17 protein-coding genes and 1 pseudogene are annotated in these 21,742 nt (G+C 46.9%); 10 read left to right on the top strand and 8 right to left on the bottom strand.

Features of this window, described 5'->3' with window-relative positions:
- Nucleotides 1-58 precede the first annotated feature (58 nt).
- Entirely contained in the window at nucleotides 59-283 is a 225-nt protein-coding gene (locus MO387_RS19055) for a DUF6500 family protein (RefSeq protein WP_063884284.1), read from the top strand.
- A gap of 12 nt (nucleotides 284-295) precedes the next feature.
- On the opposite strand, the gene MO387_RS19050 is transcribed toward MO387_RS19055, so the two are convergent.
- From MO387_RS19050 to MO387_RS19035, 4 genes are all read right to left on the bottom strand, one after another.
- The gene (locus tag MO387_RS19050; RefSeq protein ID WP_107946403.1) at nucleotides 296-910 is read right to left on the bottom strand and encodes a DedA family protein; all 615 of its coding nucleotides are present in this window, start codon (nucleotides 908-910) and stop codon (nucleotides 296-298) included.
- A 212-nt stretch (nucleotides 911-1,122) separates the two neighbouring features.
- Nucleotides 1,123-2,043 carry a manganese-dependent inorganic pyrophosphatase gene (locus MO387_RS19045; RefSeq protein ID WP_006087103.1) on the bottom strand — a complete coding sequence of 307 codons (921 nt, stop codon included), beginning with the start codon at nucleotides 2,041-2,043 and terminating at the stop codon, nucleotides 1,123-1,125.
- Between the two features lie 143 nt (nucleotides 2,044-2,186).
- The gene (locus tag MO387_RS19040) at nucleotides 2,187-2,648 is read right to left on the bottom strand and encodes a YhcH/YjgK/YiaL family protein (RefSeq protein WP_107946404.1); all 462 of its coding nucleotides are present in this window, start codon (nucleotides 2,646-2,648) and stop codon (nucleotides 2,187-2,189) included.
- Between the two features lie 148 nt (nucleotides 2,649-2,796).
- On the bottom strand, nucleotides 2,797-5,190 hold the full coding sequence (locus MO387_RS19035; protein ID WP_107946405.1) for a TonB-dependent receptor: 2,394 nt from the start codon (nucleotides 5,188-5,190) through the stop codon (nucleotides 2,797-2,799).
- A 351-nt stretch (nucleotides 5,191-5,541) separates the two neighbouring features.
- Here MO387_RS19035 and MO387_RS19030 point away from each other — a divergent pair, with 351 nt between their 5' ends.
- The 4 genes from MO387_RS19030 to MO387_RS19015 all read left to right on the top strand — a co-directional run bounded on the left by MO387_RS19030 (nucleotide 5,542) and on the right by MO387_RS19015 (nucleotide 8,882).
- The gene (locus MO387_RS19030; RefSeq protein WP_107946406.1) at nucleotides 5,542-6,597 is read left to right on the top strand and encodes an alpha/beta hydrolase; all 1,056 of its coding nucleotides are present in this window, start codon (nucleotides 5,542-5,544) and stop codon (nucleotides 6,595-6,597) included.
- Nucleotides 6,598-6,798: 201 nt separating this feature from the next.
- Nucleotides 6,799-7,374 (top strand): LON peptidase substrate-binding domain-containing protein, encoded by a 576-nt coding sequence (locus MO387_RS19025; protein WP_006083313.1) that lies wholly within the window; start codon nucleotides 6,799-6,801, stop codon nucleotides 7,372-7,374.
- Between the two features lie 53 nt (nucleotides 7,375-7,427).
- Nucleotides 7,428-8,345 carry a pseudouridine synthase gene (locus tag MO387_RS19020; protein ID WP_107946407.1) on the top strand — a complete coding sequence of 306 codons (918 nt, stop codon included), beginning with the start codon at nucleotides 7,428-7,430 and terminating at the stop codon, nucleotides 8,343-8,345.
- A 147-nt stretch (nucleotides 8,346-8,492) separates the two neighbouring features.
- On the top strand, nucleotides 8,493-8,882 hold the full coding sequence (locus MO387_RS19015; RefSeq protein ID WP_107946408.1) for a hypothetical protein: 390 nt from the start codon (nucleotides 8,493-8,495) through the stop codon (nucleotides 8,880-8,882).
- 4 nt (nucleotides 8,883-8,886) lie between these two features.
- Here MO387_RS19015 and MO387_RS19010 read toward each other — a convergent pair whose 3' ends face one another.
- Nucleotides 8,887-10,737 carry an alkaline phosphatase D family protein gene (locus tag MO387_RS19010; protein WP_107946409.1) on the bottom strand — a complete coding sequence of 617 codons (1,851 nt, stop codon included), beginning with the start codon at nucleotides 10,735-10,737 and terminating at the stop codon, nucleotides 8,887-8,889.
- Between the two features lie 178 nt (nucleotides 10,738-10,915).
- Between MO387_RS19010 and MO387_RS19005 the strand changes: the two genes are divergently transcribed.
- From MO387_RS19005 to MO387_RS18985, 4 genes and pseudogenes are all read left to right on the top strand, one after another.
- On the top strand, nucleotides 10,916-11,830 hold the full coding sequence (locus MO387_RS19005; RefSeq protein WP_107946410.1) for an SDR family oxidoreductase: 915 nt from the start codon (nucleotides 10,916-10,918) through the stop codon (nucleotides 11,828-11,830).
- An 8-nt stretch (nucleotides 11,831-11,838) separates the two neighbouring features.
- Complete coding sequence (locus MO387_RS19000) at nucleotides 11,839-13,149, top strand: HAMP domain-containing sensor histidine kinase (RefSeq protein ID WP_107946411.1); 1,311 nt, start codon at nucleotides 11,839-11,841, stop codon at nucleotides 13,147-13,149.
- Nucleotides 13,146-13,697, top strand: coding sequence for a response regulator (locus MO387_RS18995; protein WP_011847973.1), 552 nt, complete (start codon nucleotides 13,146-13,148; stop codon nucleotides 13,695-13,697). Before MO387_RS19000 ends, MO387_RS18995 begins: the two co-directional genes overlap by 4 nt.
- A gap of 104 nt (nucleotides 13,698-13,801) precedes the next feature.
- Nucleotides 13,802-13,918: pseudogene (locus tag MO387_RS18985) on the top strand (helix-turn-helix domain-containing protein); the annotation flags it as partial.
- A 210-nt stretch (nucleotides 13,919-14,128) separates the two neighbouring features.
- Here MO387_RS18985 and MO387_RS18980 read toward each other — a convergent pair.
- The 3 genes from MO387_RS18980 to MO387_RS18970 form a co-directional block, all read right to left on the bottom strand.
- Nucleotides 14,129-16,465 carry a M4 family metallopeptidase gene (locus tag MO387_RS18980; protein WP_063883303.1) on the bottom strand — a complete coding sequence of 779 codons (2,337 nt, stop codon included), beginning with the start codon at nucleotides 16,463-16,465 and terminating at the stop codon, nucleotides 14,129-14,131.
- Nucleotides 16,466-17,078: 613 nt separating this feature from the next.
- Nucleotides 17,079-17,786 (bottom strand): SDR family oxidoreductase, encoded by a 708-nt coding sequence (locus tag MO387_RS18975; RefSeq protein WP_107946412.1) that lies wholly within the window; start codon nucleotides 17,784-17,786, stop codon nucleotides 17,079-17,081.
- Nucleotides 17,787-17,930: 144 nt separating this feature from the next.
- A complete protein-coding gene (locus tag MO387_RS18970; RefSeq protein ID WP_107946413.1) occupies nucleotides 17,931-19,496 on the bottom strand; it encodes a cryptochrome/photolyase family protein in 1,566 nt (521 codons plus the stop codon).
- A gap of 736 nt (nucleotides 19,497-20,232) precedes the next feature.
- Between MO387_RS18970 and dgt the strand changes: the two genes are divergently transcribed.
- The gene (dgt, locus tag MO387_RS18965; protein WP_242326456.1) at nucleotides 20,233-21,633 is read left to right on the top strand and encodes a dGTPase; all 1,401 of its coding nucleotides are present in this window, start codon (nucleotides 20,233-20,235) and stop codon (nucleotides 21,631-21,633) included.
- Nucleotides 21,634-21,742 lie beyond the last annotated feature (109 nt).

The raw sequence follows: 21,742 nt of genomic DNA, 5'->3' as shown, positions 1-21,742 counted from the left end.
ATCAAGTGTTGTATGTCATTGGAAATAATAAGCTGGCCAATATACTTTGTGAGTCAATATGAGAGCTGAGTTAAGAGCAAAAATCATCACGGTTTGTCATAAAAAAATTGAGACTAAAGGCGATAATGTCGGTGTCTCATTTTACGCCTTCTTTGCGAACAAGAATGATAATCCAGAGTTGCTTATGGAAGCGGCGACTTGGTGGATTCAAACTCATCGCTTAGATCATTTTGTTAATGCTCATAAGGTGATAGAAATAATCCAAAAGGAATCGGAAGAATAGATCCTAAATCGCTTACTGCGGATTTTTTGTTTGCCACCTGCGCCAAGTGTAGGTGATTAGCGCGGCGAGTATTAGGCTGACAATGGCCCATGTGGGGTATTTGTGCTGGTGGTAAAATGCCAGCATAGGAGCAATTTCATCGCGGATTAACACTGGGCCTAACCCAAAAAGTGCCACCCAAATGCTGGTGGCTAGGGCATTACCTATTACAAATTGCTTTAGCGGCATTTTAGCCAAGCCACAGCCGATAAACATAAATTGTTTTAATCCCTCAACAAAACGACTCAGCACTAAAGCGGCAATGCCATATTGGCCAATAACGCCATGGATTTTGTCTTCCAATTGCGGTTTTATCCAGCCCTTCTTAAGCAACACATCACCAAAGCGCCAACCGATAAAATATCCCAAGCTGTTACCGCAGAGTGCAGCGCAAGCTGCGACGATCAACACCAATGGCAGTGACATTTGCCCTGCAGCAGCTAATAAACTGGCGACAATCAATAAGGATTGCCCCGGCGCTGGAATGCCAAAACCCTCGACAGCAATCGCGATAAATAGCAGCACATAGCCGTATTGCTGCAGCCAAGGGGTGAGTTCGGTGATGATATGTTGTAGCGCTTCTGGCATGGATGAAAGTGATCGAATCAGTGGGACAATTAGCCCATCATACTAGCCAACTTCTCTGGCTGGATAGATTTATGAGCAAAGTTTCATGCCAGTTTTAGTTAGCGGCGGTGAAATAAGTGTAACGCAGGGGTTATTAGCTTTTACCTGAAATATAAAAAAGGCCGAACTCAGTTCGGCCTTAATATTAGTACTACCGTCGCGACGATAAACGACTATGCGAATGCCGCTTGTAGCTGTGGAACGACTTGTTTCTTACGGCTTAATACACCGTCTAACCAGACTTTGCCATCGACGGTATCTTTTCCGTAGGCGCGTTGGGTCAGGTCGCTATCATCAGACACGATTAACAGCTCTGAGCCTTCTTTCATGATGTCAGTCAGCAGTAACAATACGCTGTGGCGATTGCCTTCCACTTTCAGTGCTTTGATATCGGCTTCTAATTCGGCCTTGATATCGTCAAATACTGACAGGTCTATGACTTCTAACTGGCCGATACCGACTAAGTTACCGTTCATGTTGAAGTCTTTAAAGTCACGCATAACGAGGTCGCGTGCTGGCGTGCCTTGTACGGCTGATTTCACTTTGAACATTTCCATGCCCAGTTCTTTGAAATCTTCAACGCCAGCGATTTCAGCTAAGGCTTCAACGCAACGAATATCGGCAGTGGTACAAGTCGGTGATTTGAAAATCACGGTATCGCTCAGAATGGCGCACATCATGATGCCAGCGATATTTTTAGGGATAGCGACTTGGTAAAAGTCGAACATCATCTTGATCACTGTGTTGCTGCACCCCACTGGGCGGATCCAGCATTCTAACGGGGTATCTGTGGTCAGATCGCCAAGCTTGTGGTGATCGACAATCCCGACGATGGTCGCTTGGGCGATATCATCCGGTGCTTGAGTCAGTTCTGAATGGTCAACGATATACACTTGCTCGCCAGCGTAGCTGGTTTTGTATTCCGGTGCATCGAAGCCGAAACGTTCCAGAATAAAAGCGGTTTCGGGTGACAATTCACCTAAACGTGCGGCAATGGCTTCTTCACCGATTTGGTTTTTTAAATAGGCTAACGCGATAGCACCGCAGATTGAATCAGAATCGGGGATCTTGTGACCGACAACGTAAATAGGCATTTCAGGGACTCTCCTTTAAATTTGTGGCAATTTTAGCAATATTTGGCTCGGATCGGAAATAGCCAAAGCGCATATCACTGCGCGCTTAAGACGCTATAACGCTAAAAATCCCGAGCTGAGGTTCGACAAAGATTGCTTAAGGGTTAGATCTTTACTTTTATCACGACTTTACGCACTGCAGTGGCGATATCGCCCGTGCCAGGCATATGCATGTCACCGGGGAAAAATAGCGCAAACATACCCGCTTTGAGTTGCACAAAAGAGGCATTGGCTTTGTTTACCTCGTAATCAAACTCGGCGTAATCGTGTTTGTCAAAATAGGGTTTTGAGGGTGTTTGGCCCGCTAGTGGCAAGTAACCAAATTCTTCTTCACCGCTGAACACATATTGCACATCGATATATTTTTGATGTACTTCAAAGGGTTCTGTCGATTTATGCTTAGTGTGGTAGTCGTTGACTATCACAAAAATGTTGTCGCCATCGAGGGGATAATTGCCCACGGGCAGCTGACTAAAGTCTGTGGTGGCAAGATGTTCTAGTGCTGTGGCAAGCCGAGGGCTTAGGGATTGATAAATATGGCGGTTTGCTAAGGTATCGACGATCATCGGTTACTCGACATGGCGGATGTGAATGAGTGAATTGTAAAGATTATAATCAGATAGTCGCCGTTAGGACATAAGCTTTAGACATAAAAAACAGGCCATTGCATGGCCTGTTTTTATATCAAGTGTCACTTTGTCCGCTAAGACTCGCTTAGTAAGTGTATTTAGCTTCTAAGAAGTAGTAGCCACCATTAAAACCAAACGGGGTGTTGGTTAATGGGTAGACGAAGATGCCTCCGAAGTTATTGTCATCAGGGCGTTTTTCTGGATACACATCAAACAGGTTTTGTACCCCAGCGGTGAAACTTAGCGCATCGGTTGCCGCGTATCTCACCGACAGATCCATCACCCATTGATCGCTGTAATTCACATCGCCCGTTGAATAGCCGACAGTGTAATCACCAAAATAGCTGAGGCGAATATTGGTCTTAAAGTCGCCTAGCTCATGGGTCAAGCCCAAGTTACCTGTGTTATGCGGTGTCGCCGAGGTCATGCGAGTTTGTTCAATGCTATCGAATAGTTTAGGGCCGAGTCCGTCTAAAATCTCTGGGAAATTAATATCTTGGATTTCAGTCTTATTGTAGGCATAGGCTAAGTTAGCCCGTAAATCACCCCATGAGCCGATATCAAAATCTTGGCTCACTACAAGGTCAACGCCACGGGTACGGGTATCGACGGCGTTGATAAAGAAGCGCGCCGATTCTGCATTGGTGCCCGCCAGCGCTGCCGCTACGGCGGGCGAATCATCTGGCGTCACTGAGCTCGACAGAATAATGCGATCATCGATGGAGATTTGATATGCATCTAATGTCAGTGCTAAGCCTGTGTCATTGGTGTACACCAAGCCTAAGCTAAATGATTGGGATAATTCGGGATCTAACTCATTAATACCCAGTGCTTTGGTCACTGGCGATAGGGTGTTAAAAGTGCCTGACTCAATAGGCACCAGCTGACCAGTTACAGGGTCGGGATTAAACAGCGTCGAGATATTGCTGAAGTACAGTTGTTGTACGCTCGGCGCTCTAAAGCCTGTGTTGATCGTACCGCGCAGGGCTAAGTTTTCGGTGAAGTCGTAACGGCCCGCTAACTTCCAACTGGTGTTGCCACCAAAGTCAGAATAGTTTTCATAACGCAGCGCCGCCGCCCAGTAAAACTCATTGGTTAACTGGTTTTCGAGTTCCATATAAACGCCAGTATTGTCACGGGTTTCATCCACTTGCGACTCAGGGGTAAAACCAGTGAAACCTTGGCTGCCTGCAGCGCGGTTGTCGTAACCGCCATTGATGTATGAACCCGTTTCGCCGGCTTCAATTTGATAGCCGTTTTGGCGCCACGACACACCCGTCGCAAACAGGATTTCAGAGTCATTGGCAAAGGCAAAGTAGCGCGAAGCATCAATATTAAGATTGGTTTCACGGGTCGTGAGTGTGCCCGCGTCAAACTCGGTTGGGCTATCTGGGCCTAAAGAGGCGTTTAAGGTATTAACAATATTGTAGTTAAACGAGTTTTCGCCATGGCCAGCCGAAGTATCGATATTCCACTCGCCTAGGCTGAATTCATACCCCAGCACTAAGGAAGCATCGATAATTTTAGGATTGATTTGTGGTAAGAAACCGTCTGGATAGATTTCAGTTAAGTTACGGGCGTCGAGTGCGCGGCGGTAAAAGGCGCCTGACTTAGTCTCACGTTGGCTGATGCCACCAAACGCATAGAGTTTGCCATCTTTTGTGATGGGCTGGGCAGCGTTGATAAATAGACCTAAGTTGTCATATTCGGCATCGCCGACCTGGTGGCTCTTACGGTTGAATGTGGCTTCGCGGGGATCGGCTGATCCATCGGGTAAATCATTATATTGTTTACGCTCATCTAATCCGGCGCGGTTAGTGCTGTCTTTATGATGGGCTTCTAGTGAGACATTCACAAAGCCATCGTCACTTAAGCTGATGCCGTGGTTTACACCCACACGCCATTGCTCACCATCACCTATGTAGGTTTGTCCTGCTTGAGCCGAGAGGCTACCACCTTGATCGCTGTCCTTTAGTACCACGTTGATGACGCCGGCAATTGCATCCGATCCGTATTGTGCCGAGGCACCATCACGCAGAATTTCGATACGCTTAATAGCTGTCATAGGGATAGCGTTTAAGTCGACGTTAGATGAACCTTTACCCACAGTGCCACTTAAATGCACTAGCGCTGAGCCGTGACGACGTTTGCCGTTAACGAGTACTAAGGTGTGGTCGGGTGACAGGCCGCGCAAACTCGCGGGGCGCACCGCATCTGAACCGTCAGTCACTGAGGAGAATGGGAAGCTGTAGCTTGGAGCGGCAAATTGCAGTGCTTTAGCGGTTTCAGTCATGCCGGTCGATTCGAGCTGCTCGGCAGTGATAATGTCTACAGGGGCAACACTGTCAGTTGCCGTGCGCAGTGCTATGCGTGAACCTATGATCTCGATTTTCTCGAAGCCAGGCTGTAGTTCTTCGGCTTGAACAGCTGGAATGGCCAGTGTGGATGACACTGCCAATGCGATAATCCCTAGACGCATAAAAACCTCTCAATGATGTTTGTAACCCGATACTCGAACTTAAGAGTGCAGATTAAAGATAACGTAACAATTCAATGTGGAGAAGGTTATCACTGTAACAATTGTTACATCTAGACATAAATGTGCTAACTCAGAGCCGAGTGTTCTAGTTAATGTTTAAAATGCAGTTGAATATATGGATGAAACCTTGTTATCGGCAGATGTGCTTTGGGTGTTTTGAAGACTTAACTCGCTCGCTATATATTTATGGCGAGCGAGTTAAGTCAATGATATGAATTGTTTATTGACGTGCGCCATCGTGGTTTAATGCGTTATTTCGCTTTAATGGCATTGATTTGAAGGAACACAGATTTGTCAGCGTTACGATTTCTCGCGGGAGCAACGGCATTTAATACCTTGGCAGAACAAGGTCTTAAATCTGAACATTTTACCCAGCTACTTGCCGCCTCTGGTGGACCCAAATGGCTTGGTATCGCTGGGTTAGATAAGTATCTGTTTTCTGAGTTTTTCAAAGCCAGACAAACACCGCTTTATACACTCGGCGCGTCTTCTGGGGCGTGGCGTTTAGCGTGTTTGGCGCAGCAAGATCCCCTCGCAGCCTATGGTCGCTTAGAGGATTTTTATATTGGTCAGCGTTACGACAGCATGCCAACCCCGCAGGAAGTCAGTGCGCAAGTTAAAGGCGTAGTGCAGGGGATTTTAGGCGCCAGTGGTGGTAGTGAGATCGTCAATAACGCTCATATCCACAGTCATTTAGTAGTGTGCCGCGGCAAACATTTAAATCGTTTAACGGCTAAGTTACCTCTCGCTGCCGGATTGGCGATGACGGCGGCGACTAACTTATTGAGCCGCCGAAGTTTAGGCTGGCATTTTGAACGTGTGGTCTTTAGTCAACAAGCTGTAGCATCCCCCTTTTTGCAACTCAATGATTTACCCAGTCGGCAGGCCGAATTAACCGAGGCCAATGTCGATGCTGTGATGTTAGCAACGGGGTCGATTCCGTTGTTGCTAGCCCCAGTGCCGCAAATTGAGGGCGTTGCCGATGGGCAATATTACGATGGCGGCATTACCGACTATCACTTCGACTTACCTTTATCCCACGCAACTGGCTTGACGCTGTATCCGCATTTCTATCCGACAATCAGCCCAGGATGGTTCGATAAATCCTTGAAGTGGCGCCAAGGTCGAGCCAATTATCACAATGCACTCGTGTTGGCGCCAACGGCCGAATTTGTGGCTTCATTGCCCTTTGGCAAAATCCCCGACCGCGAAGATTTTAAACAACTGGATACGGCGCAGCGGATGCAATACTGGCGAACATCGGTGGCCTTGAGTGAACGTCTGGCGGAGGAGTTTGCCGAGGTTGTTGCTAAGGGAAATGTGCTGGAGCGACTAGAGCGCTTTTAGTTTTAAGTGAGGTGGTCCAGAAAACGGGCTTTAAAATGGCTGGTTTGAAATGCCCTGATTTAGCCTAGTTGGGTCGCCAATTTATTTTTTGCACTCAACGGCTTCAGGAAGGAAATTATTCCACCTGCTACACTCTAAGGTAATAGGGAATACGAATGCATTGATATTCGTTTCCTTCTTTTTGAGGGGCTGGAGGTTGCTATGCAAACACGAGAAATGGCGTTACTCATGCGCGATGCCTTGTTGTTGCCACAGGGACGGGTAGAGGTTCGTGTGGTCGACCCCGGTCATCTGCGCATGGTGGCCGATGTCTTTAAAGGAAAATATGCGCTCGCCTTTGCCACTATCAGACCCCGCGGCAGTCCGCCCTGTTATCCCACCGCTACCCAGTGCGACATTATCGATTTTAATCAGCTAGAAGACGATTCACTCAGCATAGTGCTCGAAGGGCGCCAGCGCGTCAGCATCCTCTCGGCGGCGCAGGCCAAAGATAAGCTGTGGATGGCGCGCACTTTACCCTGCCGTAACTGGCAAGAAGAGCCGATTAAAGGTGAATTTGAGCTGATAAGCGCTGCATTAGAGCAATTTTATGAGGTGAATCCCGATCTGTTTGAGCTCTATTCCCAAGTGCATTTAGAAGATGCTGCATGGGTAAGCCAGCGCTGGCTCGAGGTTTTGCCCATGTATAATAAAGACAAACTCGTGTTAGTGAATCAGCCAGATTGCCACAAAACCTTGGACTTCGTGCTGCAACTTATCAAGTCCCATGTGGACTGAAAAACCACAAAAAGGCTAGAATAGCGGCTTTCTATAGCCGCTTTTTTTGTGATATGACAGCATCTGCCCGCGCCGCCCAACCTTCTTACATAGTGCTCCCTGTGAATGTCACAGATATACCCACAGTGTTTGCCTTTCTCGCGCAGCATTTTGCCCGCATAGGTGAAGATGTGTGGCGTCAGCGGATCCTCGATGGAAAAGTGCATTGGCGCGATGGCAGTTTGATCGCCATGGACACCGAATATCGTCCTGCGGCACGGGTGTATTACTACCGTGAAGTGCCGGTCGAAGCGAAAATCCCCTTTGAAGAACAGATCCTATTCCAAGATGACAATGTCATTTTGGCCTATAAGCCACACTTTTTACCTGTGACCCCAAGCGGTAATTATGTGAACGAATGTCTGGTACATAGACTGAGATTACGCACCGGCATAGACACTATCGCGCCTGCTCATAGGCTTGACCGTGAAACCGCAGGGGTGATCTTGATGACAGTCGCGCCCGAAACCCGCGCCCTTTATCATCAATTATTTATCGACGATGCTATTCGTAAAGACTATCAAGCGATTGCCAAGCTGACACCTGATATTATTGAACAATATCAACAGGGAAACTTAACTTTGCCCCTGCATTGGACGGTAAAAAACCGCATGCAGCCGAGCGATCCGAGTTTTACCATGAAAATCGTTGAAGGTGAGGCGAATACCCATTCCGAAATCAGCCTAGTGGCCATAAAAGACGATCTTGGTTTGTTCCACCTGAGCCCAATTACCGGCAAAACTCACCAGTTGCGGGTGCATATGCAAAGCTTAGGTATGCCACTGTTAAACGACAGATTTTATCCAAGCTTATTACCCAAAGGAGCGGATAAATTTGAGGCCCCCCTAAAATTGATGGCACAGCGTTTACGTTTTATCGATCCTGTGAGCGGGATCCATCACGACGTGCAATGTGAGGGTTTTGCGTTTTAGTCAGCGGAAAGCATTATTTCCAGTCTGCTTGAAGGAAATGATCGGGTGCAATTGTGCGCTTGGCCCTGTGATGGTATGAATACAAGCTGCAGTATCTGAGTCTCTGCCATAGGGAGCCATATTACGATTGTTTGAAGGAAGTCCATTATGACCAAATCTGCGATGATCTCTATCTTACTTTGCGCTGCGGTATTAGTGGCAGCCATGTTTGTTGGCGACTGGACGAAACAACCTTATTTGAAGGATATTGCCGCTGAAATCCGTAAGGGGGCTGCGGTGATTGAACCGAAGAAACCGAGCTCGTCTGCTGCATCGGCCGTTGAGGCTGATGATGTGGACCAAGACTCGAAGGTGATTTGGGATCAAATGGTACATGAGATATCAGCAGGTAAGCCGCAGTCAGAGGCGTTGATTTTCAATCAAGTACAGCCGAAGAAAGTCGAAACCGATGAGGTATTATCTAAAAATATTCCACCGCTGGATTCGGGTTCGGGCGCCACTCAGCCTGAGACGGTTAAACATAATAAACCCGTTTAATTTGTTATTCCTGTTTGGGAGGTTCGAACAAGGTTTCGCTCATATCACCATGTAAAACAGCAATTTTTGTTGGCGCACCATCATCCGCAAGTTCCAAAATCCCAATACCGCTTTTATTCACTAAACGTTTGCTTGGTGCACCATTCGGTCGTCTACCGCGCAGCGACATACGTTTTCGTTTTGTCAGTAAATTCAGTGGCGAAAAGTGGCCGTAAAACCAACCGTTGAGTTTATCGAAAATCGGTAACAACTTCTCGGGGAAGTGATTTTTAATGCCGCTGCAGGTGATTTGGTAGATGTTAGGACTGCTGCGCCTAAAGCGAATACTAATGTCGTAACTAAAGGAGTAATGCACATCGCCGGAGAGGATCACAAATTCCTCAGGGGTTTTACGGTGCATAAAAATACTCAGTAGTGCATTGGCGGCACCGGGGTGGGCCATCCAGTTTTCGGCGTCCACCAACAAAGAAGCGCCCATCAGCGTGGCTGTACGCTGCACAGCCTCAATCAGTTTGACCCCAAACATAGGGGCAGGCGAGACGATAATGACCTTCGACTGGCCGAGCAATTCTTGCTGCAAATCCATTAACGCCTCCCAATCCATTAAGCCGGAAGGTTTTGCGAGATTGGATTCACTGCGCCAGCGGCGGGTGCGGGTATCGAGCACCACAAGTTTGGGCGAGGTCGCTAAGGTGTAATGCCATTGCTCAAATTTAAGTAATTCGTCGATGAGCAGATCCTGACTTTCACTCTGTGGCTGTGCAAAAAAAGCATCGAGCAGCGGGCGGATTTCATCAACAAATTTATCGGGTGCATTGCCAAGTCCTTGGAACAAGGTATAGCCAATTAGTGCATTACCAATAATGCGTTTTGAAAATGCATGCTCGTAGGCTGCGAGTTCCCATTTAGCGGTCAGGTTCCAGTCGTCGGTAACATCGTGATCATCAAACATCATATAAACGGGAATGTGCGCCATAAAGCGCCTCACCTGCGTCAGCCCAGCTTTAAAGCCGAGCAAGTGTTGCCACTCATTTTGCCAGCGGGCGCTATTGGCGGGTGTTAAGCCATCGACATCCTTGGGTATATTGACCAATTCCCACAGCTCGGGCGACCAAGTGAGTAAATACAAGGCGATGATTTCATTCAGACTGACGAGATGATTCTCGGCGATGGAGGAAGTGAAAATCGGATGATTGCGATACCAACGCCATAGCGCGGTTTTTGCTGGATATTGAGTGTGCGGCAGCAGATTTTTATGGCGCTGATATAAATCGGCGGGCTGATAATGCAGTGCTTCACTACTGGCTATGTTCGCCCCTTCAAATTGCTCATGCTGAAGGCCAAGCAAGTCAATGACTTGTCCTATGGCGTTTAACATAGGTCCCGCAACATCATCGATATACACTTGATCGCCACTCATCACGATAAGTGCGGGGCGATCGTCCGCTACACCCGTGTCGATTCTCTTGGCTAAATGGGTATCGGCGGCGACGAGCGCATCGTCACTGTGGTGATGCGGATTGCGGCAAGAACCATGGAATACTTGGGTTAATTCTGGGGTAAAACGCACACTTGGCGATGAGGCATCGCCATAGTTCAGCTGACTGATAGCGGCAAAAATATCCCCATGTTGGGCGGCGGACACTTGGTAGCTCATGACTCGATTAGGCGTGAGTAACTCTGGTCGCGACAGTATGATTAGATATTGATGGGCGTGCTGCCCGAGCGGCACATAGTGCACATCGGCATCCTGCAACGGAAACTCATGTTCCCCTAGACGCAACGTAAGCTCAGTTAATGGCTTACGACTCACAAACCACAAGGTAAAATTGGTGGCATCGCAGTGGCGCAGCATAGGGCCTGCCAATATCAGAGGAAGTGTCGGACTCAAATTCAGCCTATTGGTGCTTAGGTTAATCTCAAGTGAGTTAACCCTAAGTAAGTTTGGTTTAAAAGAGTAAACAAGTGCGTTGAATATGAAAAGCTTTTAGAATTGTCAGCCATACACATGAGTTGAAACTGAATGGGGCAATATGGCTAAGATCATGGTAACTGGCGCGACTGGGCTACTCGGCCGAGCTGTTGTAAAACAGCTTGAATTAACGGGACATGAGGTTGTGGCCACAGGTTTTAGCCGCGCAAGTGAGCGAGTGCATAAACTCGATCTGACTGCCCCTTTGGCTGTCGAGGCATTTATCGCCAGCGAGCAACCGCAAGTCATAGTGCACTGCGCCGCCGAGCGTCGCCCCGATGTGTCGGAGCAAAATCCGCAGGCGGCATTGGCACTTAACTTAACTGCTAGCCAAGCCCTCGCTATGGCAGCCAAGGCCAATAACGCTTGGCTTATCTATATCTCCACCGACTATGTGTTCGATGGTACTCAGCCTAAATACGCCGAAGATGCCGCCACTCATCCGGTTAATTTTTATGGTGAATCTAAGCTAAAGGGCGAAGAAATCGTGCTCAACACGAGCGCTGATTTTGCCGTGCTACGCTTGCCAATCCTTTACGGCCAAGTAGAGAAGCTGAGTGAGTCGGCAGTGTTAGTGTTGGTTAACCAATTGATTGAAAGTCGGGCTCAGGGTGTCGATCATTGGGCGGTCCGTAGTCCAACCTCGACCGCCGATATTGCCAAAGCCATAGACAAGATGATCGCACAGCATATTGAAGCACCTATCGTGCAGGGGATTTATCACTTTAGCGCCGCAGAGACTATGACTAAGTATCAGATGCTACTGACTCTTGGGGATATTCTCCAACTCAGTACGGCGCACTTAACGCCTGAGTCGACACCTACGGATAATGCCAAACGGCCAAGGGACTGTAGCTTGAGTTGTGCACGTTTAGCGACGCTCGGTATTCGTACTGACATTGATTTCGCCACTGGCGCTCGCCAAGCATTAACGCAATCGAGTGGCGCACTGGCCGCACTCGGACTCACACTGTAGGAATCGCTATGGCTAAGATCTTAGGGACCAGTCTACAGGCCGCCGACCAAGTCGCATTACTGCGAACCTTAGGATTGCTGCTGCAAATTGGCTTAACCATGTTTGCCGCCGATACCTTTGGTCTTAGCCTGCAAATGGAGCCGTTAGTGCATGTGTTAGTGCTGGAGGTGTTATACCTGTCACTCACATTGGCACTGCGTAAGCCCTTGTTTGCCAAGGAGCGTGGCCTCTTTATCGCGCTCAGTTTAGACACACTGTTTTGGATCTCTTGGCTGCACTTTTCCGGCGGCGCGACTAATGCGTTTATCTCGTTATTACTGCTGCCGATTGCACTTGCGGCTGTGACTTTGCCAATCTGGTCGCCTTGGGCACTGACGGCTATTTCAACCTTAGCCTACAGCCTGATGATTTTTACTGTGTCCGAATCCCCCATGCAGCACCACGGTATGGACATGAGCTCCCACTATTTAGGCATGTGGTTTAACTTTGTGATTTCAGCTTTGGTGATGACAACCAGCGTGGCGTTAATCACTAAACGTATGCGCCGCCAAGACGCGCAGCTAGCTTATATGCGCGAAGGACAATTACGTCAGGAACAACTCTTGGCCCTAGGTACGGCATCGGCGCAGATGGCACATCAATTGGCCACACCGCTTTCGAGCCTGAGGTTGTTACTCGATGAAGTCAAAGAAGATATGAGCGGCACTTCGATAACGATTGTGGAGATGGAGACTGCGTTAGGCCGCTGTGAACATACACTCACCGAGCTGCGATTAGCGACGGAGTCGATCCGCGATCGCCGCCAGCGGCCACAAAAGATCGCTGAGCTGGTGGACGGTTTAAAGCAGAAAACCTTGCTGCTCATGCCGCAGACCGAACTGAACTGGCTGTTTACCTGTGCGCCTGAACAGTTGGCAGAACAAAGCATTCTGACCGATATGAGTCTAACGCCTGCGATCATGGCTTTGATTGAGAATGCCGCCCGCGCCAGTGTCGAAACCCTAGGTGCGCCGCAGGTGGATATCAGCTTAGATATCGCGCCAAGTGAAGCTCAAATCTATTTGCAGATCCGTGATTATGGCCCTGGTATCGCGCCCTCTTTATTGCCGCAATTGGGCACCTTATTAATTGAGAGTCCCAAGGGGTTAGGTGTTGCGCTGCTACTCAGTCATGCCAGCCTAGAGCGTTTGGGCGCAGAATTGATTCTGGCCAATCATCCCCAAGGCGGTACTGTGGCACAAATTCGCTTTACGATTCTAAAGGACAAAGCGGCATCGTTATCGCCCAAGACTAAGGCCGCTGACGGAGTCAGATCATGAAACGTTTGTTAATCGTCGAGGATGACCTTTCTCTGGCGAGTATTTTAGGCCGACGGCTCACGCGCCACGGCTTTGAGTGCCGCTTAACCCATGATGCCAGCGATGCTCTGCTGGTGGCGCGGGAGTTTCGCCCTAGCCACATTTTGTTGGACATGAAGCTTGCCGAAGCCAATGGCTTAGGGTTAATTGTGCCGCTACGTAATCTACTGCCTAAGGTGACCATGGTGTTGCTCACCGGCTACGCCAGTATTGCCACTGCGGTGGAAGCGATTCGCCTCGGCGCCGACAATTATTTAGCTAAACCTGTCGATACTCAAACCTTGCTCGCCGCGCTGGAAATGGAAGGGCATTCTCATACCCTTCAAGAAGATGAAGTCGATGACTCGCCCCTTAATCCTAAGCGTTTGGAGTGGGAACATATTCAGCAAGTGCTCAATGCTAACCAAGGAAATGTGTCCGCCACCGCCCGCCAACTCGGAATGCATCGCCGCACCTTACAACGTAAGTTACTCAAAAAACCTGTGGGTGAAAGTGGCCATTTGAAGTAACTAAGGCAATGTGTCCGCCACCGCCCGACAACTCGGGATGCATCGTCGCACCTTACAACGTAAGTTACTCAAAAAACCTGTGGGTGAAAGTGGCCATTTGAAGTAACTAAAGCAACTAAAGCAATGTGTCCGCTACCGCCCGCCAACTCGGGATGCATCGCCGCACCTTACAACGTAAGTTACTCAAGAAGCCTGTGGGTGAAAGTGGCCATTTGAAGTAACGCTTTATTCTCGCATGCTGGCCAGTGAAGCTGACTCAAGCACATGAAATAAGGATACTAACGGGATTGAGGCCGGCTTAGTGCGCCGCATTTGAGCATAAAAAATGCCACTCAAAAAAGGCTGAGTGGCATTAACAAGAAACGAGAAGTTTATCGATAAATTGGCGCTAGGATTTTACGCTAGCGCCACGATACGATTATCTTATGCGATTAAAAGTTAACGGTTTCTTCGTTTGAGCAAGGGCCGTTAGTTTCACACACTTTATAGCTGAAGCTAGTGCCAGCTAGGTCGGTGAAACGGTCAATAAACGATGAATTGCTTGAAGTACCTACCGCAACGCCGTTACGGAAGATAGTGTACTCATCAGCGTTATGGCCTTCCCATGCGAGTGCAACACGAATGCTGCCGCGACGAGATTTATTAGCGTTTTTCACTGTCATTTCTAACGCCACTTCTGGCACTTCAACTGCAAATTCTTCAGAAGTGCTTGCTGTTGCGCCATCGTTGTCAGTCACTGTCAGTGTCACTGTGTAGTTGCCTGACTGAGCATACTGATGATTTACACTTGCGCCTGAAGCAGTTGTGCCATCACCGAAGCTCCAGCTCCATGCAACGACATCACCATCGCTGTCAGTACTGGTGCTAGTGAAGCTACCGTTACCGTTGGCAAAGCTTGCCGTAAAGCCCGCTGTTGGATCTTGGTTTGGTATCTCATCGCCACCGTCATAAGCACCCACTAGGCTCACACCTGTGTAGCTGCTATAGCCACTGACCATGACCCAATAAGTCCCCGTTTGGGCTGGATCGATAGGGCAGCTTTCGGCATTACCGGCTTTGTATGGACGGCAATCATAGCTACTAGAGGTAGGAGCTTGGCCGAATTTAACATACATGTCCGCATCACCCGTGCCGCCTGACATATTAAAGCTCAGGTTGGTTGCACCGCTTGCTACGTCGAGTTTGTAGTATTGTTTGCTACCAGATGCGCCCGCTAAACCCGTCACAGCGACACCGTTCGCGAGTTCAGTAGCTTCTGGTGGTGGCGGTGGTGGTGGCGTTTCACAAGGTGTGATACCCACAGCGGCAAACGCAGTAACCACATCATCAGCACTTAAGCCTAAGTCAGTCGCCGCAGATTTAACGCCACAAGCGCCTTGCCAGAACAAGCTGTCAGCTGTCCAATATAATTGGTTAGCGACCACAAATGTTTGGAATGCAGTGCGTGTATCCCAGCCCGGTAAGTTTGCGAGTGTGTAGAAGGCTTTATTGAATACACCTGAACTGTGGTGTACGTCGATGCCATCATAGTAATCGTCGATATGGCCGATTGAGATACCGTCTAAGGTTGGATCTGCCATGTAACGCAGTGCGCCATTGCCTTTAAAGATATCTGCGCCGACTAACCAGTCGTTCGTGCCGTGCATGTAAAATTCAGCAGCTTCACCCGCCATATCTGAGAAGGCTTCGTTCATGCCACCAGATTGAGCATCGTAAATCAGACCTGAGTTTTGCTCAGTGAAACCATGGCTCACTTCGTGTGCCGAGACATCTAAGCTCACTAATGGATAGAAGGTCGTTGCGCCATCACCGAAGGTCATAGCACTGCCGTCCCAGAAGGCGTTTTCATAGTTGCTGCTGTAGTGAACCCGCATGGTTAATTGGAAAGTTAACGGCGCAGTGTTGTACCACTCGCTATACATGTTGTAGATCACGTTACCAAAATAGTGCGCATCGTTTAATGGCGAGTAAGCACCGTTGATCTCTTTAACTGTATTGCGTGGGCAAGTATAAGAGAAGGCTGTTGCGCCTGATGTGGCACCGTTTAAGTTAACGGTTTTCACGTTAGGTGAGTTCATGGTGCAGGTGTCACCGCTCACTTCAACGTCTAAGTAAGAAAAATCCGTACCGTATTCGTATTGGCCAGTCTTGATGTTACCGCCAGGACCTGTACCGCTCGCGGCGTGGTTAATCCCTTCCCAACGCTTGAGCACTTCACCTGAGTGCGCGTCAATCATAGTGAATGGACGGCTTGGCTCATCGCCATATACCACAAAAGACGTCACATAAACGAGGCGAGTTTTAGCCGCATCATCCAGGTAAAGCCATAATTTTGCTTGTTTGTTTTCAGCTTTTAGGCCGGCAACAGCTTTCTCTGACTTGCCACGAATGGCAATGTCTAACGCTTTGTTAGCCGTTAAAGTGGGTTTGACAAAATCAGCCGACTTTTCAATATTTTTTAATACGCGGCCAGACATGTCGCTGTAGAAGCCCATGCTCGATTGTGACGTTGCAACAGAGAAACCATAAACAGGCACGTCATGGAAATATTGTTGTAAACGTTGCTTTTGCTTGCCTTGACCTAGGTCGAGTTTTTTCTCGACTTTGAGTTGGCTACCTGCGTCTAAGTTGAACTGAGACACTAAGTTATTGCTTGAAGACGCGCTTCTGAGTGTGCCGACATCGACAACATCAGCAGCAAATGCTGATGTGCCTAACGTGGCCGACACAGCAATGAAGAGTAGCGACAGTTTTTTGTTTAGCATCATGCTTAAAATCCTTTTTCCGTTTGTCATTAACGTTGGAATGCCATACTGCTTAACTGGCTCGGGCGAGCGTTTTTTTATTGTAATTTCTACAGGGTCGTCGGCATCCCTCTGCCATGGCCGAATAGAATGAGCTGTTGCTCAGGCGGAAATTCTCAGATTTTTATTCTGTGCAAAGTGTGAATAACCGCATGACTCTAGATGTTATTTAAATGTAAAAGTGTTAACAATCGTACAAAGGAACTATCTTCAGCATTCATTTAGGTGCTTTTAAATTTGAATTAGGACTTTTGGGTAATAGCGATTTAGCCTAGTCAAATGGCGGGCTTTGTGAGTTGTAAAAAGTGCTTTATTGATGAATTTTCATTGGTTTAGGCTGGAACTGTTGGCGAGGTTAAGCGGGGTGTTTCTAGGTGGGTGATTTTTAAGTGGGTAGATTTAAGGATTAGCGGTACTCTTGGGCATAACCCTTTTTTAAGGGCAAAGATCCGTCGCTTTGCCGGATTCATTTTGAAAAATGCACTTTGCAAGGGCCATTTGAAAGATGGCCTTTGAAATATGTACGTTGCAAGAGCCCGCCCGCGTCGCTATGGCTTGACTCACTGTTCAGCTTATTTCACCAAGGTAACTCAGTGCCATCGTAGGCGAAAAAGCACCCTGTTTGTACCGGAGTGGCATTAGCAATGATAGGTAGCAAACAGTTGGCGACATACTCAGGTGTAAACAGTTTGTCTTTGGGGACACTCTGTTGAAAGGGTTGAGATAATGGCGTATCTGTGGTGCCCGGATGCAGGGATAACACCACGCAGTGTTTCATGTTCCGTTGCCACTCAATCGACAGTGTTTTGAGAAACATATTCAGCGCGGCTTTTGAGGCGCGATAGCTGTACCAGCCACCTAATCTATTATCGGTAATGCTGCCGACTTTTGCCGATATCACGGCAAATCTTGCCGAGTCACTTTGTTTTAAGGCATGGCAGAAGTGCTTCGCCAGCATGACGCTGGGCAGGGTATTGAGCGTTAAATTGTGCTGGAAAAAGTCGATATCCAGTGACTGTAGGCTTTTTTCTGGCCCTTTATCTTGGGTGTGCAAAATCCCGACACAGTTAATCAGCCAATCTAATTCAGTGAGTTGTTCACTCAGCTGTTTAATTTCGGCCTCATTGGTCACATCTAACTGATGCCATTGGATATTATTCTGCCTGTCTTGTGGAAGATGATGCCTGTAGGTGGCGTGCACGGTTGCGTCGGGATATGCCTCTTGGACTTGCTTAACCATGGCTCTGCCAATCCCCCCACTTCCACCGACGAGAAGTACTTTCATGGCAAATTCTCCCTATCCAAATCTCTATATCAAACGTTTCATATCAAACTCTCTATATCCAAGAGTCACGCTTAGGCCCACTAATGCTAAGTACTAACAATCAGTACAAATGCTAAGCACTAACATTCAGTGCTAATGGTTCAGCTATAAACGGTTTAGATGAACAAGATTGTGTTCGGCCGTGGCTAATATGGCGTGCCTTACGGACTCGTCCATTTTGTCCCAAGTTTGGTATAGCATGCCGATCCTTGGGTTCTGCGACAATCGAGCGCGGTGTTTGTCCATAAAGCGCCAATAAAAGCTATTGAACGGGCAGGCAAGTGCGCCGCTGCGCTCTTTTATCTTGTAATGACACCCGCTGCAGTAATCACTCATTTTATTGATGTAGGAACCGCTGGCTGCGTAGGGTTTTGTACCGACAATACCGCCGTCGGCAAACAAGGCCATGCCGCGAGTGTTGGGCATTTCAACCCATTCGATGGCGTCAACATATACGCCTAAATACCACTCATCGACTTGATTTGGCTCGATTTCGGTTAATAAACAGAAATTGCCGATCACCATTAAACGCTGAATATGATGGGCGTAGGCAAAATCTAATGATTGGGATAACGCTTGTCGCATGCAGTTCATCTTAGTGTCGCCATGCCAAAAATAATCGGGCAGCGTCCCATGGGCATCGAGCGCGTTAGTGCTGGCGTACTGCGGCATATTGGCCCAGTAAATGCCGCGAACGTATTCTCGCCAACCTAATATCTGTCGCACAAATCCCTCGACTTGGGCGATATCAATTTCAGCATTTGTTTGATAACTGTCGATAGCCGCATTGATGACTTCTAACGGGCTGATTAATTTACTGTTAAGGCTGAATGATAGCCGACTATGGTACAAGCTCCACTTGGCGGGATGTTGCGCTGTCATGGCATCTTGAAAGCGGCCAAAGGAAGGCAAGCAAACCTGACAAAAATACGTTAATAGCTCGAGGCTTTGCGCACGGTTTATCGGCCACAGCAATAACGCATCAATGCGACCCATGGTCGGGATTTGGTGACGCTCAAGCCTAGCGAGAATTTCAGTTACATCGAGGCTAAACATTAATGGCTCAGGCAAGACTTTTATATCCTGAGTTTTAAGCTTTTGACGGTTGCTGGCATCAAAGTTCCATTGCCCACCGAGTGGCTTTCCGTCTTGCATCAAGATGTTGAAGCGTTTACGCATACGGCGATAAAAGTGCTCCATCATAATGTGTTTTCCGACGGGGAACTGCGCATCGATTTCGTCAAACGGCAAGATAAAATGCTCTGTATCGACACAGTTCACCACGGCGGTGTTGAGCTTAAGCTGACTCAATTGCTCAAGCAGGCGGTATTCATCTGGCCTTTGGTATTCAAACTTTATTGCGCCAACCAGCGTCACTTGATGTTGAATGAGCCCCAGTAGATCGCTATAGCCCTGAGTGTTATTGAAGGTGTCATCAAGGGTGAGATAGAGCACTTGGTGCCCTTGCGCCCGCAGCTCTTGGGCAAATTGCGCCATTGCCGCAAAGAAGGCACATATTTTTTGCACATGATGCGTCACATAAGTGTTTTCTTGGTGCAGTTCTGCAATCACATACAGCACTTGCTCATCAACTCGGTTAAACCAAGAATGCTGGGCATTGAGTTGATCGCCTAAAATTAACCTGACGGTATGGAATTGCTGTAATTGCATTAAGTGGACTCGTTGAATGACAATTTTCAATTTAGGGTTACGGTTAAATGGGGGATTGGGATCAATCTGAAGGTAGCTTTACAGGGGGGACGTTTTTATAGTTGTGATTTGGGATTGCTTAACTTCTTTGAATACCTAATCAGGTGCAATTATTTTAAAGCAAAGTCGTGGGGCTTCACCCCACACCCGACCAAGAGGGGATCAACAGCAATTCCCTCTTGGATCTCCCTTGCCGCCCCTAGCGAAGTTACATGCATTAGTTAGTGGCTTCGTGCTTATTCGAAAATCGCTAACGCTTCCGATGGGGCGTCCCTTCCCCCCGAAAGCTACGCAGACGTCCTGTCTGCGTCACGCGATTTTCTTCAACGCCCTTCAGCAACTTCGCAGGGAAGGTGAACTTCTGAAGTTTTAGTGTTGTTTGCTAGTATTTAAAAAGAGCACTAACATTCTATCTTTCTAAAATTACACAATGGGTGTCTTAAAAAACTCTTTTACTTTTAATAGTTTCGGATTTTTCGGCTGCCATTCACGTGATGTTTTTGTGCGGAAGTCTAGCCTTTGAGGGGAGCATTTTGGCTCAGAATTGAGACTATTTAACAGTGAATGTCTTGGTAAACTCGCTAAAATTATAATCTATTTATGATATGCAACTTCACTTTATTGTTACAAAAGAATAGTCTGTGTTAAATATGAAGCTAATAAAAAATTATAATTAACTAGTGATAAGTGGATTGAAATGGATAATTTATATACAAAATTGTTATCATTCGAGAGGTTTAGGACATCATCCGTTTCGGATAGAAATATTATATCTGAGGCTGAAAGTGATCGAGGGAGATTACTATTCTGTGCTGCATTCCGCCGATTGCAACAGAAAGCCCAAGTTTTTTCTATGGAACCAAATGCAGCTGTGAGAAGTAGATTAACCCATTCTCTTGAAGTATCGCAAATGGGCAGATATATCGCAGACCAGCTTAGTATAAAGTTAATTAATTTAGAGTGGGCAACAAAAGATGAATGTTCCGCTTTGGTCACATTTGTTGAAACCGCATGTTTAATGCATGATATAGGTAACCCTCCATTTGGTCATTTTGGTGAAGCGGCTATATCGGAATGGTTCAGAACTAAGGGTTGCGATAAAATTATTCAAGCTTGTAGTGCTGGGAAATCAGGAGCTTTAGGGCATGATGACCCAAGGATCGTAAACGCTCTTGCTGATTTTTTGGAGTTTGATGGTAATCCTCAAGGTTTGCGAGTGGTGACTAGATTGCAACGTAACTCTGATGAGTTCGGTCTTAATTTAACCAAAACAACATTGGCGTCTTATCTAAAATATGTTAGGTCAAATCTTTCAATTCCAAATGGTGATTTAAACTCTCCATTTTTAAAAAAATGTGGTTATTTTAGTACTGAGGCAAATATTGTATCAGATATCTGGAAGGAATTTAATTATTCAAAACCGCAGCGATTTCCACTTGCATATATTATGGAGGCTGCAGATGATATTGCATATTGTATCAGTGATTTAGAGGACTCTATAGAAAAAGGATTACTTGAAAAATCTCTTGCATTTAATGAAATCTATGATGAATGGTATAGTTATTATTCTTTGTTAGAAAAAAAATGTGACGTAACAAATAGCATTAATGAAATTTTGGTATTTGCAAAGTCAGGATGTAGGGCCAATAAAGATGAGTTCACTTACACTGACTTTAGAACCTCACTAAATAGAGTTTTAGTCAATTATTGTGTATCTCAATATATAGAGAATCATGAGAGTATTCTTAGTGGGACTTTGATATCTATTATTCCAAGTAATTCATCTGCTGGAAAGATTCTTGATATTCTTAAATCATATTGTAGGTCAAAAGTTTATTGTCATGAGTCAGTGCAAAAAGTTGAACTTGCTGGATATCATGCTATTTATGGGCTGCTTGAACAATTTTCATGTTTAATAGAATGTTGCGCGGAAAGGTTCAGCCTATCATTAGACTACTCACAAAATAAAGATCATAATGATGTTCCTATTGTAATAGAGAAGAAAATTTTATCTTTATTTCCAAAAAACTATATTAAAGTCTATAAAGATGAGTTGGCCAAGTTAGTGATTACTGATAACCCGTCATTCCGCACCTAATTTTCGATTTAAAAAACTTGACGGCGATCGGTCATTCTGATCTATTACTACTTTTTGCAGGTAGATCATTATGACTACTCCAGCTATCGCTATTCGTAACCTCGACCAC

The organism is Shewanella sp. N2AIL (assembly GCF_022690845.1).
Lineage (GTDB): Bacteria > Pseudomonadota > Gammaproteobacteria > Enterobacterales > Shewanellaceae > Shewanella > Shewanella baltica.
Note: the sequence above shows the minus strand (reverse complement) of the source record. Positions and strands in the feature narration are given on the sequence as shown.

Coding starts and splice junctions, on each gene's coding strand:
- MO387_RS19055 (WP_063884284.1), top strand. CDS start 59: ATGAGAGCTGAGTTAAGAGCAAAAATCATCACGGTTTGTCATAAAAAA.
- MO387_RS19015 (WP_107946408.1), top strand. CDS start 8,493: ATGACCAAATCTGCGATGATCTCTATCTTACTTTGCGCTGCGGTATTA.
- MO387_RS19045 (WP_006087103.1), bottom strand. CDS start 2,043: ATGCCTATTTACGTTGTCGGTCACAAGATCCCCGATTCTGATTCAATC.
- MO387_RS19005 (WP_107946410.1), top strand. CDS start 10,916: ATGGCTAAGATCATGGTAACTGGCGCGACTGGGCTACTCGGCCGAGCT.
- MO387_RS18995 (WP_011847973.1), top strand. CDS start 13,146: ATGAAACGTTTGTTAATCGTCGAGGATGACCTTTCTCTGGCGAGTATT.
- MO387_RS19020 (WP_107946407.1), top strand. CDS start 7,428: ATGACAGCATCTGCCCGCGCCGCCCAACCTTCTTACATAGTGCTCCCT.
- dgt (WP_242326456.1), top strand. CDS start 20,233: ATGGATAATTTATATACAAAATTGTTATCATTCGAGAGGTTTAGGACA.
- MO387_RS18975 (WP_107946412.1), bottom strand. CDS start 17,786: ATGAAAGTACTTCTCGTCGGTGGAAGTGGGGGGATTGGCAGAGCCATG.
- MO387_RS19010 (WP_107946409.1), bottom strand. CDS start 10,737: ATGCTGCGCCACTGCGATGCCACCAATTTTACCTTGTGGTTTGTGAGT.
- MO387_RS19025 (WP_006083313.1), top strand. CDS start 6,799: ATGCAAACACGAGAAATGGCGTTACTCATGCGCGATGCCTTGTTGTTG.
- MO387_RS19050 (WP_107946403.1), bottom strand. CDS start 910: ATGCCAGAAGCGCTACAACATATCATCACCGAACTCACCCCTTGGCTG.
- MO387_RS18970 (WP_107946413.1), bottom strand. CDS start 19,496: ATGCAATTACAGCAATTCCATACCGTCAGGTTAATTTTAGGCGATCAA.
- MO387_RS19035 (WP_107946405.1), bottom strand. CDS start 5,190: ATGCGTCTAGGGATTATCGCATTGGCAGTGTCATCCACACTGGCCATT.
- MO387_RS19000 (WP_107946411.1), top strand. CDS start 11,839: ATGGCTAAGATCTTAGGGACCAGTCTACAGGCCGCCGACCAAGTCGCA.
- MO387_RS19040 (WP_107946404.1), bottom strand. CDS start 2,648: ATGATCGTCGATACCTTAGCAAACCGCCATATTTATCAATCCCTAAGC.
- MO387_RS18980 (WP_063883303.1), bottom strand. CDS start 16,465: ATGATGCTAAACAAAAAACTGTCGCTACTCTTCATTGCTGTGTCGGCC.